9 protein-coding genes and 1 tRNA gene are annotated in these 12,135 nt (G+C 70.6%); 2 read left to right on the forward strand and 8 right to left on the reverse strand.

The genetic code is table 11. The annotated features are described in order from the left end of the window. Positions 1-33: 33 nt before the first annotated feature. The 6 genes from KY469_16090 to KY469_16115 form a co-directional block, all read right to left on the reverse strand. Entirely contained in the window at positions 34-2,133 is a 2,100-nt protein-coding gene (locus KY469_16090; GenBank protein ID MBW3664621.1) for an EAL domain-containing protein, read from the reverse strand. 169 nt (positions 2,134-2,302) lie between these two features. Next, the gene (locus KY469_16095) at positions 2,303-2,581 is read right to left on the reverse strand and encodes a pyrophosphohydrolase (protein MBW3664622.1); all 279 of its coding nucleotides are present in this window, start codon (positions 2,579-2,581) and stop codon (positions 2,303-2,305) included. Position 2,582: 1 nt separating this feature from the next. Continuing rightward, positions 2,583-3,551: a cation diffusion facilitator family transporter gene (locus KY469_16100; protein MBW3664623.1), complete on the reverse strand. Its 969-nt coding sequence runs from the start codon at positions 3,549-3,551 to the stop codon at positions 2,583-2,585. Between the two features lie 131 nt (positions 3,552-3,682). Then, positions 3,683-3,760 (reverse strand) — tRNA-Pro (locus tag KY469_16105). 108 nt (positions 3,761-3,868) lie between these two features. After that, complete coding sequence (locus KY469_16110; protein MBW3664624.1) at positions 3,869-4,762, reverse strand: metallophosphoesterase; 894 nt, start codon at positions 4,760-4,762, stop codon at positions 3,869-3,871. Continuing rightward, positions 4,763-7,477: a transglycosylase domain-containing protein gene (locus tag KY469_16115; GenBank protein MBW3664625.1), complete on the reverse strand. Its 2,715-nt coding sequence runs from the start codon at positions 7,475-7,477 to the stop codon at positions 4,763-4,765. A 255-nt stretch (positions 7,478-7,732) separates the two neighbouring features. Between KY469_16115 and KY469_16120 the strand changes: the two genes are divergently transcribed. Further along, a complete protein-coding gene (locus KY469_16120; GenBank protein ID MBW3664626.1) occupies positions 7,733-7,975 on the forward strand; it encodes a WhiB family transcriptional regulator in 243 nt (80 codons plus the stop codon). Between the two features lie 186 nt (positions 7,976-8,161). Here the strand turns inward: KY469_16120 and KY469_16125 are convergent, their stop codons facing one another. Both KY469_16125 and KY469_16130 read right to left on the reverse strand, forming a co-directional pair. Continuing rightward, on the reverse strand, positions 8,162-9,358 hold the full coding sequence (locus KY469_16125; GenBank protein ID MBW3664627.1) for an AAA family ATPase: 1,197 nt from the start codon (positions 9,356-9,358) through the stop codon (positions 8,162-8,164). A 126-nt stretch (positions 9,359-9,484) separates the two neighbouring features. Next, a complete protein-coding gene (locus tag KY469_16130) occupies positions 9,485-10,540 on the reverse strand; it encodes an ATPase (GenBank protein ID MBW3664628.1) in 1,056 nt (351 codons plus the stop codon). Between the two features lie 147 nt (positions 10,541-10,687). On the opposite strand from KY469_16130, the gene KY469_16135 reads away from it, so the two are divergent. Then, on the forward strand, positions 10,688-12,067 hold the full coding sequence (locus tag KY469_16135; GenBank protein MBW3664629.1) for a hypothetical protein: 1,380 nt from the start codon (positions 10,688-10,690) through the stop codon (positions 12,065-12,067). Positions 12,068-12,135: the final 68 nt, after the last annotated feature.

Raw genomic sequence — 12,135 nt, forward strand, 5'->3', positions numbered from 1 at the left:
CCGCTCAGGGCGGTGAACTGCTCCCACTGGCGGTCAGGAGGCGTCGACCTTGCTCGCCGCGCCGACCGGGTCGGCGGTCTTCGCCAGCAGCGCCCCGATGGTGGCCTGGTCGGCGGGGCGCGCGAACAGGTAGCCCTGGCCGAGCTGGCAGCGCAGCTCACGGAAGCGGCTGAGCTGCTCGTTGTGCTCGATGCCCTCGGCGACGGTCTCCAGGTGGAGCGAACGACCGAGCTCGATGATCGCGCGGACGAGGGCCGGGCTCTGGGTGCCCTTGCTCATGCCGTCGATGAACGAGCGGTCGATCTTCAGCACGTCTATGGGGAAGTTCTGCAGGTAGCTGAGCGACGAGTAGCCGGTGCCGAAGTCGTCGATCGCGATGCGCACCCCGAGCTGACGCAGCTGCGTGAACACCTCCATCGTAGCCTGGGTGTCCTGGAGCAACGCGCCCTCGGTGATCTCGAGCGTGAGGCTCTCCGCGGGCAGCCCGGCAGCGTCGAGCGCGGCGCTCACGTCCTCGACCAGGCACCCGGCGGCAACGTGGCGCGCTGAGACGTTGACCGAGATGTACAGCGGTGGGTGTGACGGGAACGCCTCCTGCCACGCCTTCAGCTGGCTCGTGGCCTGCTCGAAGACCCACCGGCTCAGCGGGATGATGAGGCCGCTCTCCTCGGCGACGGGGATGAACTCGCCGGGCGGCACCATTCCGCGCTCGGGGTGGTGCCAGCGGATCAGCGCCTCGACACCGACGACCTTGGCCGTCTCGAGCACCACGATGGGCTGGTAGAACAGCTCGAACTGATCGTCCTCGACCGCGTGCTGCAGGTCGGCCTCGAGCTCCAAGCGCTGGACGACCGAGACGTGCATCTGCGGCTCGAAGATCTCGTAGTCGCCCTTGCCGGTGTGCTTCGCCATGTACATCGCGATGTCGGCGTTGCGCAGCAGCTCCTCGGCGTCGGCGGCCTCGGGCGAGAACGCGATGCCGATGCTGGCGTCGATGCGGACCTCCTTCCCCTGCAACGTGATCGGACGGCGCAGCGCCTCGAGCAGACGCGTCGCGACGCGGGCCGCGCTGGCGTCGTCGCGGACCTCTTCGAGCAGGATCGCGAACTCGTCTCCGCCGAGCCGGGCGGGCGTGTCGGACTCGCGGATCGTGGCCTGGATGACCTTGGCGACCTCGACCAGCAGCTCGTCACCGGCGGCGTGGCCGAGGGTGTCGTTGACGACCTTGAAGCCGTCGAGGTCGAGGAACATCACCGAGAAGGGGTTCTTGGAGCGGCTCGCGCGCGCGACGGTGTGGGCGACGCGATCGCGGAACAGGGCGCGGTTCGGCAGGCCGGTGAGGGTGTCGTGGAACGCGCGGTACTCCAGCCGCTCCTCGAGGACCTTGCGGTCGCTGACGTCGCGGGTGTTGAGCACGAAGCCGCGGATGTTGCGATCGAACAGCAGGTTGTGGCAGTTGGACTCGACCGGCAACCAGCGTCCGTCCTTGTGGCGGATGCGGTTCTCGATCATGCCGACCGCGCCGGCCTCGCCTGCCATCTGCTCCACGAACGCCAGCACGCGCGGTAGGTCCTCGGGGTGCAGCAGCTGGAGGTACTCCTGGCCGAGCATGTCCTCCTCGGAGTAGCCGAGGACGCCGGTCGCCGACGGGCTCATGTACTTCACGCGGGCGTCACCACCGATGACCACGATGGCGTCGGAGCTGTACTGGACCAGGCCACGGAAGCGCTCCTCGCTGGCACGCAGTTCGGCCTCGGCGAGCTCCTTGGTGCGCATCATGATGCGGATCTGCTCGGCGACCACGACCAGCGCCCCCGAAGCCACGAGGGCAACGCCGTGCGTCGAGGCGTCGGGTACGTAGTTGGGGACGATGCCGAGGACGATGCCGAGCTGCGCCGCGGTGGTGGCGACCAGGGACCAGGCCAGGGCGGGGCGGATCGTCCGCGCGCCACCGCGTCTGAGGCCGTCGGCGAGGGTGAGCAGGTGCCCGAAGGCGCCCACGAGGGGCCCCCACCCCGTTGCGTAGGCGACGGCGGTCACGATCGCGACCCGCACGGCCAGCCACCCGTGCAGGCGCGACCGACCGGTTGCGTCGCGCCAGACGCGCGGGATCGAAGTTGTCGTGCTGCTCATCTCACACCTCGCGGCTCCGGACTCGGGCCGAGCGCCGCCCGGCCCGCATGGAGCTCGTTCCATGGGGGATGGCCCAGAGTGACTAGTTCCTACTGACAGTAAGGGGCCTCGGCAGCCGCGGGGCGGGTCTTGAGCCCCGACAGGGCGGTCCGCGTCCCGAGGGCTCCCATCAGCACCGACAGGGCAGCTGGCCGCACTTGGGGCAGCCCTGGCGGTAGCGGTCGGCGGCGGCCGCGAGGTCGATCCCGGCCTGGTCGGCCAGCGACGCCAGCCACGCCAGGACGTCAGCGAACTCGCGGCGCCGGTCCTCGTCACCGCCCCGCCGTAGCGCCCGCGACAGCTCGCCGACCTCCTCGACGAACCAGCCGAAGGTCGCGTCGAGGCCGCGTGCGCGGTCGCGCTCGCCGTACGTGGCCGCCATCAGCTGCTGGAACTCGCCGATGTCCACGTCACCGGTCCCCGTCGACGCTGAGGGCGTCGAAGCCGTGCGCGTGGTGGTCCTCGTCCTGGTGCTCGGGGTGGCCGGCGGGTTCGAAGTGGATCACGGCATCGGCGATGTCCGGTACCGCAACCCGCAAGGAGTCCTGCATCTCGTGGCTGATGTTGTGGGCACGCTCGAAGGTGAGGTCCGCGTCGAGTTCGACGCAGACGTCGAGGAAGATCCGCGACCCCACCATCCGTGCGCGCAGCGTGTGGTGCTCGTGCACCTCGGGGAACGAGTGGATGACCTCGGCGATCCGCCGCACGATGTCCTCGTTCGGCGCCTTGTCGGTCAGCACGCCAGCGGTACGCCGCAGCAGTCCGATCGCGGTGATGGCGACGAAGAACGCGACGACGAGGGCGGCGATCGGGTCCGCGATGGGCCAACCGGCACCGGCTGCCACCAGGCCGATGAGCACCGCGATGTTGGACCACACGTCGGTGGTGAAGTGCAGCGCGTCGGCCTCGAGCGCCTGGCTGCCTCCTGACTCCGCGGCCGCGCGGAGGAGCTTGCGCGAGATCCACCAGTCGACGAGGAGGCTGAACACGATCACGGCGACCCCGAGCAGCGGCACGTCGACGGCGCTCGTCCCTCCGAGGCGCTCGATCGCCTCGACCGCGATGATCCCGACCGTGAGGAACAGCGCGCCGAGCTGCACCAGGCTCGACAGGCTCTCGAACTTCTCGTGGCCGTAGGCGTGGGTGTCGTCCGGGGGACGCGATCCGATGCGGACCCCGATGTACGCGAACAGGCTGGCGGTCAGGTCGAGGAACGAGTCGGCGGCGGAGGCCCACAGCGCGATCGAACCCGTGATCACGCCGACGACGACCTTGAGCAGGGACAGGCCGATGTTGACCGCGATGCTCGTCGCTGCGGCGCCCCGCTTGATGCGGGTGCGCTCGTCGTGGCTGTGCACGTGAGTGGACCGGTCAGCCATGGACGTCCTCACGTAGCCCGGAGGGCGGTAGGACAACAGCCCGAGCCTACGTGGCCGCGACGCCGCTGACTCTTCACCGGACGTGCCACCGTCCGGGTCACACGACGCCCCGCCGTCGGCGGGGCGTCGTGTGGTCGGGATGGCCGGATTCGAACCGGCGACCTCCACGTCCCGAACGTGGCGCGCTAACCAAGCTGCGCTACATCCCGCTGTTGCTCGGAGCGGGTCGCGAGGGTACCCAACGCCTCGCCGCCCTCGCGCGCCCCGCTGTGGGTCGGGTTAGCCGTATCCGCCCGGAGGTCGACCCGGAGCGGCGGTCAGGTGAGTTCGAGGAGGGTGGCCTCGGGGCGGCAGGCGAAGCGGAAGGGTGCGTAGCGCGAGGTGCCGAGCCCGGGCGAGACGTGCAGCCACGCCGAGCGCCACCGCGACAGGCCGCGGACCTGGTCGAGCGGGAGGTCGCAGTTGCCGATGACCGCCCCGAACGGCGGGAAGCGCACCTGACCGCCGTGGGTGTGGCCGGCGAACAGCACGTCGTAGCCGCCTTCGACCAGCAGATCGAGCGCTGCGGTGTACGGGGCGTGCACGAGGCCCAGGCGGGCGACCACGTCGGGTTCGTCGCAGGCGATCGCAGAACGGGGCGGCAGCACGGTGGACTTGAGGTGGGGGTCGTGGATCCCGCCGACCGCGACCCGCCCCGCACGCGTCTCGACGACCACGGTGTCGTCGCGGAGCACGGTGAAGCCGTGCTTGTCCAACCCTCGGACCAGCCGGTCGGTGTCGAGTCGTCGGCCGTGGATGCGCCGGTCGGGATCGGTGAGGTAGTGGTGGTAGCTCTTGGCCGTGGGTCCGTACAGGTCGTTGGATCCCAGCACCATGACCGCCGGCGTGTCCTCGGTGGTCAGCTCCGCCAGCAGCTCGGTGGCCGCATCCTCCGCCCCGGCCGCCCCGAGGACATCGCCGGTGCAGATGACGAGGTCGGGGCGCTCGACGGCGAGGCTGCGTACGAACCGCTCCAGGGGTCGCTGGGGTGGATCGAGGTGCAGATCCGAGACGTGCAGCACCCGCAGCGGACCCTGGGACGGATCGGCCAGCGCGTCGCGGACGCGGATGCGACGCAGGCGGTACCAGCGACGCTCGATGAACACCCCGTAGGCGATGCAGGCCCCACCGGCGACGACCGTCGCTGCCGTCAAGCGCGGGAGCCAGCGCACTCAGCCTTCCTCGTCGTCGCCGCTGGAGTTGCCGCCACCACCCCCGCCGCCGCCCTTGGGCGACTCGGTCGCGTCGGGCGACGGTGTCTCGGTCGGTGACGGTTCGGGCTCGGGCTCCTCGTACTTGCCCACGAGGATGGCGACCTGCGCCCCGTCTCCGGGAACGAGTTCGCGTCCGGGCTTGGGGTTCTGGTCGACGACGACGCCGTTCTGGTCCTCGTCATCCACCTCGCGCTCGAGCACCCGGACCTCGTAGCCGGCCCCTTCGAGGACCGCGGTGGCCTTCTTCTGCGACATGCCGACGACATCCGGCACCAACGGGGCCTGACCCTCGCCGTTGCTCACGTGCACGAAGATCGCGCGACCCGCGAGCACCCCCGTGCCGGGCGGCGGGTCCTGGCCGACGACCGTCCCCGGCGCGGCGTAGTGCTCGATGGTCGCGACCTCGAAGTTGAGGCGGGCGCCCTCGACGATCTTCTGCATCTCGCCGCGGGTCTCGTCGATGGATCGGTCGATGAACGCGCTGAGGTCGGGGACGGTCGCTCCCGGGAGGGGGCCGGGGCGCGGGAAGCCCACGGGTTCGAAGCGCTCCACCGCGCGCTCCATGTAGGCCTTCCACATCGGGGCGGGGATGGTGCCGCCGAAGACGCGGGAGTACGCCTGGCCGCCGATCGTAACGTTGCGCAGGTAGCGCGTGACGATGCAGACGTTGCCCTCGAGGTCGTCGCCACCCCCACCATCGTGCTGGTGGGGACACGCGGCGGCGGCCTGCTCGGCTGTGGCGTAGCGGTCAACACCGTTCTCGTAGCCGATCCACGCGGCCGTGGCGAGCTGCTTGACGTAGCCGACGAACCACGCGTCGACGTTGTCGTCGGTGGTCCCGGTCTTGCCCCGGGTGTCCCACTTCCCGAGATTGGCCACCGGGGCGGTCCCGCCGGACTGCACCGGGCCCTTCATGATGTCGACGACGCGATCGGCGATGCCCTCGTCGATGACGCGCTCACAGTCGGGCGTGTGCTCGAAGAGCAGCTTGCCCGTGCGGTCCTCGATGCGGCTGATCGCGAACGGCGGGCAGTAGACGCCGCGGTTGGCGAACGTCGCGAACGCGGCGGCGTGCTCGACCGGGAAGACCTCCTCCGAGCCCAACGCCATGGCGCACACCTCTTTGAGCTCGGTCGAGCGGATCCCGAGCCGCGTGGCGACCTCCTTGACCTTCGCCGGCCCCACCTCGGAGATCAGGCGTGCGTGGAAGACGTTGCTGGAGCCGGCGATGCCCGAGTACATGTCGCGCACGCCGTTGCCGCCGGAGTTGTTGACGGTCCACGGTTTGTTGTTGGTGCTGCAGGTGGGATCGGTGATCGTCTGCGGCCCGGTCGCCTCGATCTGCCACCCCGGCGGGTAACCCGCCTCGAGCGCTGCGGCGATGACGTAGGGCTTGAACGACGAGCCCGGCTGCCGGCCACGGCGCCCGCTGCCGGCGTCCGCCGGCACCGCCGGGTTGAACTTGGTCTTGTCGCACAGCTCGCGGCCGGTCTCGTCGACCTCGACCGGCTCGCCGCAGTCCCCGTGCGTCTTGGGGCCGACGGCCATCGTGCGGATCGCGCCGGTGCCGGGCTCAACCGAGACGATGGCTCCCATCGGGTCGCGCAGCGGATCGTTGAGGAACTCCGCGAGCGCCTCCTCGGCGTGCAGCTGGAACTCGGGGTCGATGGTCGTGTGGATGCGGATCCCGCCCTGGAAGACGGTCGCGATGCGCTCGTCCGGCGTCTCGCCCACGGCTCGCAGCGCGTTCATCTGCGATCCCAGACCCTGCGCGGTGGGCTCGTTGATGAGCAGCCGTGTCACCCAGTCGATCCAGAACGGCGTCTCGGGGGTGGCCAGCTCGTTGATCTTGAGTTCGAGCGGCCGTGCCGTCGCCGCTTCGGCCTCGTCGGCCGTGATGAACCCCGCGGTCGCCATCTGGTCCAGCACGACGTTGCGACGCTCGAGCGCGTTCGCCTCGTTCTTGAGCGGGTTGTTCCGCTCGGGCGAGCGGATCAGGCCGGCCAGCATCGCCGCCTGCTCGACACTGAGCTCGCCCAGGGGACGGCTGAAGTAGTACTCGGCGGCGGTGCCGATCCCGTAGACGCCGGAGCCGAAGTAGGTGCGGTTGAGGTAGCGCTCGAGGATCTCGTCCTTGGACAGGCGTCGCTCCAGCTCGACGGCCCAGACCGCCTCCTTGATCTTGCGGTCAAGGCTCTTGTCGGTCGCCAACCCGGCTGCGGTCTTGATGTACTGCTGGGTGATCGTCGAGCCGCCCTGCTCGACCTCGCCTGCGCGGACGTTGGCGATGGCGGCACGCACGATGGCGGTGTGGTTGATGCCGTTGTGCTCGTAGAACCCCAGATCCTCGGTGGCGATGACCGCGTTGCGCACGAGCGCGGGTACGTCGTCGAGGGATACCGAGACGCGGTTCTCCTCGAAGTAGATCTCGGCCAGCTCCGACCCGTCGGCGGCCAGCACGATCGATCGCTCCGGCGGTACCTCGAACTCCTCGGGCAGCGGAGGCACGGACAGCACCTCGGTCCGCACCGAATCGACCACGTCGGTGACGGCGAACGCGGTCGGCAGGAAGAGACCGGCAAGCAGCGCTCCCGACGCGCCCACGACGAACAGCAGCAGCACGAGCCGTGCCACGAGGGCACGGCGGGGGTGGCTCACGTCGGTCGGAGTCACGGGATCCAGCGTGTCGGCGGAGGGTGTACCAGCGAGCGTCCACGCGCGGGGCGGAGCGGTGGAGGCGCGGTCGCAGAGGATACCGGCCTGCCGACCTGCTCTCTCGTTGCGGGCGCGGCAGCGGACGTTCGGCCGACGGACTAGTCCGGACCGCCCATAGCGGACCCTTCCCCTGAGCTATCCAACTGGCCGGGCCACCCCCGTACGGTCTGCGACGTCAGCAAGTTGGGGCGCTACCCGGGGAACGGGAGACACGTGGCGGGAACGGATTGGCTGTCCGAGGCCAGGTGCCACGACCGCGAGACGGACATCTTCTTCGTCCGGGGGGCAGCGAAGGCGCGACGCGCGCAGAACATCTGCCAGCACTGCAGCGTGCGTGAGGAGTGCCTGCAGTACGCGATGGACGAGCAGATCGAGTTCGGCGTGTGGGGTGGGTTGACGGAGCGTCAGCGCCGTTCCCTGGCGCGCCGGCTCAACGTCACCTCGGTCGCGTCCTAGGAGGGCTGTGCGCAACTGTGGCGCACGCCTGGACGGTCCAGATCGCCCCTGGCTGCGTTGCGGACTCGCTCGCGTAGCGCTGCTACGCGTCGCTCGCCGCGCCTTGCCAGATGACGATCTGTCCTCGTCCAGCCGCACACCACGTTACGCACAGCCCTCCTAGCCTCATCGAGGTCCACCGAGCGTTCAGGCTCCGGGGGAGCCCTCGCCGACCGGCACCTCGGCCTCGTGGGTGGTCAGTCGTGCGGCGATCGCGGCGAGGGTGTCGAGGTCGTGCACGTCCGAGCGCAGCAGCGGCACCTCGATGATGGCGCGGGGCGACAGGGCGAACATGGCGGCGGTGACGTCGCGCCGCTCGCGTCCGGCAAGCCTGCGGATGTCCGCCGCGAGGTCGAGGGCCGCAGCGACGGGATCGTCGAGCCCGAGGGCGTTGGTCGCCTTCTCCAGCGTCGTGTCGTCCGGTAGACCGCCGAGCGTCGGGTGGATGCGGTTCACGACCAGGCCGGCACTGTGCAACCCCTCCTGCTCGAGCCGTTCCAGGAAGTAGCGCGCCTCGCGGAGCGGAGGCGGCTGTGGCGAGGTCACGACGACGAACCTCGAGCCGGGGTCACGCAGCAGCTCGAGGACCTCGTCGGCGCGTTGCTTGAAGCCCTCGTACATACCCTCGAAGTTGCGGAAGAAGTCGGCGAGGTCCTCGAGCAGGTCCATGCCCGTCACCTTGCCAGCGACCTTCATGAACGCCGTCGCCCCGAACCCCACGACGCGCCCGATGCCCTTGCCCGCGGCGATCCCCGGCTTCATGAGCAGGCGCAGCAGTCGGCCCTCGAGGAAGCTGGTCATGCGCTTCGGAGCGTCGAGGAAGTCGAGCGCGTTGCGCGTCGGAGGGGTGTCGATCACCAGCAGATCCCACTCGCCCGACTCGTGCAGGTCGTGCAGCATCTCCATCGCCATGTACTCCTGCGTCCCGCTGAGGGTGGACGACAGGGTGCGGTAGATCCGGTTCGCCTTGATCGCGGCGGCCTGCCGACGGTCGCGCGCGTGGCGTTCGACCAGGGCGTCGAAGGTCGAGCCCATGTCGAGCATCATCGCCCACAGCTCGCCGGGGCCCGCGTCGTCTCCGGGGCCTTCGAGCCTCGCGGGGAGCTCCACACGGCGGGGCGTGCTCTCGAGCCGCTCCAGACCCATCGACTGTGCGAGCCGCTTCGCGGGGTCGATGGTCAGCACCAGGGTCCGGCGTCCCGCCGCAGCGCCTGCGAGCCCGATCGCGGCCGCGATCGTGGTCTTGCCCACCCCGCCCGCGCCGGTGGTCACGAGCACGTGGGCATCGGTCACGTCGCCGTCGAGCCGACGGGCACGCGCCTCGTCCAGCGCCGCTTCTGTCATGCCTCCCCCCTTGAGGGGGGAGGGGCCGGCGTTGCCGGCCTGGGGGGTGAGGTCCGATGGGTCATGCCTCCCCCCTCAAGGGGGGAGGGGCCGGCGTTGCCGGCCTGGGGGGTGAGGTCCTATCCGTCATGCGGCGCCGCCCAGCGCCTCGTCGGCACGCGGTCCGGGTTCCCCGACGTTCCGTGCGATCACGTCAGCGAGGATCTCGAGGTCCCGGTGGTCGAAGGTTGCCCCGGTGAGCAGGGGCAGCTCGATGAGAGGGCGCTCGGTCCTCGTCGTGAGCTGCTCGCGGAGCCCGTCCTGCAGCTCGAGGCGGGCGCGATGGGCGGCCACCTGGTCCAGTACGGCGGCGGCCGTGGGTCCATCGAGCGGTGCGCCCACCTCGGAGGTCCGTCGCTGGATGCCGGTGACACCGAGTTCCTCGAGCGACCGGAACTGGGGTCCGTCCAGCCGCGGCCGCCGAACCTGGTTGGCGATGACGGGTCCAACGGCGACGTCGGTCGCGTGCAACGCCTCGATCGCCTCGGTTGTCTCGGTGACCGGCATCTCCTCGAGCAGCGTGACCAGGATCGCCTGCGTGCGCTGGGGGTTGTGCAGCATCTGGGCGATCTGAGCCGACTGCCGCTTGATGGGCCCGACCCGCACGATCTCGGTCACGCCCTCCGGGGACTCGAGGAACGGCACGATCCGTCCGGTCGGTGGGGCGTCGAGGACGATGAGGTCGTACTGGCGACGGCCGTCGGGGCGGCGACGTGCCTCGATCTCGTACACCTTGCCGATGAGCAGCAGGTCGCGCAGTCCCGGCGCGGCGGTCGTGACGAAGTCGAGCGCGTTCGTGCGCTCCATCATCCAGCCGACCCGCTTCAACCCGTAGAACAGCTCCAGGTACTCCAGCACCGACTCGGTCGGGTCGATCGCGATGCCCCACAGGCCGGGGCGGAACTCGCGCTCCTCGAAGTCCCACGGCTGGGTCCCGAAGGTCCGGCTGAAGCCCTGCCTACCCTCGACTTCGGCCAGCAGCGTGCGGCGCCCCGAGGCGACGCCCGCGAGCGCCAGCGCCGCCGCGACCGTGGTCTTGCCCACGCCGCCCTTGCCAGTGACGACGAGGAGATTCGACGAGAAGAGCGCGTCGAAGCTGTCGGGCAGCGGCGGCGCGGCGGCGCGTGACGACGGGGTGGGCATGCCCCGAGGCTACTGCGGGGCGCGTGGCGCGCCCCCCGGGATCGTGGTGTCACTTCGTCCGCTCGAGCCGACGAAGTGCGCTCACGAGCTCGTTGCGTCGGAGGCGGGGGCGGGGCGGGGGTTCGGGGCGGGGTAGCCTGCGCCCCGATGTCCCACCTCTCCCTGCCTCCGAGGCGGATCCGACTGCTGCTGGCGTGCACGCTCGTGCTCGCCAGCCTGCTCGGGCTTCTGTGGACGTCCGGGGCCACGGCTCGAGCGACGGAGGACGACCGTCCCACGACCCGCGTCGACGTGCTCCCGCTGACCGGCGCCATCGACCGCGCGGTCGTGTCGGGGATCCGATCGGTGCTCGACACCGCGGCGGACGACGGCGTCGACCTCGTCGTGCTCCAGATCGACACGCCCGGCGCGCTCGCCGTCGATGACGCCGAGGTCCTCGGGGCGCTGGCCAGTTCCACCGTCCCGGTCGCGGTCTACGCCGGTCCTGGCCTGGTCCAGGCCGAGGTACAGGGTCTGGGTGTGTCGATGCTGCTGGTTGCCGACATCGCCGCCATGGCGCCGGACGCCACCCTCGGGCCGGCCCTGCCCGTCGACCTCGCCGACGACGTCGGTGAGGGGCGGGAGGTGCTCGAGGCGGCGGTCGCGTCCGCTGGGGTCGATGTCGACGCCGACGAGCTCGCCGAGCTGCTCGCCACCGCGCGACTCGACGCCACGGACGCGCTCGAGGCCGGCGTGGTCGACCTCGTCGCCGACGGGGTCGAGACGCTCCTGGTGGATCTCGACGGCATCGAGGTGACGGCCACGGACGGGGCGCTGCGCACGCTGGAGCTGGGTAACGACGACGACGTCGGCGTGCGCTTCACCACCATCGGGCTGGTCCGCCGGGTCCTGCACGCCTCGAGCACACCGACGCTGCTGTACCTCACCCTGCTGGTCGGGGTCGCCCTGCTGCTGTTCGAACTGTTCCAGCCGGGCTTCGGCGTCGCCGGGTTCGCCGCGGCGGTCCTGCTGCCGATCGCTGGCTACGGCGTGGTCGTCCTGCCGATCGCGTGGTGGGCAGCACTGCTGATCGTGGTCGGGCTGGCGCTGCTGGCGATCGACGTCGCCGTGGCCGGGCTCGGGATCCCCACCGCCGCGGGCACCCTCGCGATCGTGCTCGGTTCGATGAACCTGTTCCCCTCCCCCCACCTGGGCATGGCGGGCTGGATCATCGCTCTCATGACGGTCAGCGCGGTCGTGTTCTTCGTGGTGATCATGACCATCGTGCTACGCGCGCAGGCGGGTCCCGACCGCGAGGCGGTGGCGGCGCTCGTCGGCAAGGTCGGCGTCGTGCGATCCGTGCTCAACCCCGAGGGTCACGTCTTCATCGAACACGCGCTGTGGCGCTCGCGCTGGACCGGCGAGGGCAGGCTCGCCGTCGGCACCACCGTCGAGGTGGTCGGGGTCGACGGGGCGGTGCTGCTCGTCGACCGGGTCGCGACCGCGACCGGTCCCAGCGATGTGGCGGATCGTTCGACATCCACCTGAGCCCGGAGCGGCTCCTGAGGTCCCGCTACGCGGCGGACCGGCACCAGAGCGTGGCCGCACCGCTAGCT

The sequence above is a fragment of the Actinomycetota bacterium genome, from assembly GCA_019347575.1.
Classification (GTDB): domain Bacteria; phylum Actinomycetota; class Nitriliruptoria; order Nitriliruptorales; family Nitriliruptoraceae; genus JAHWKY01.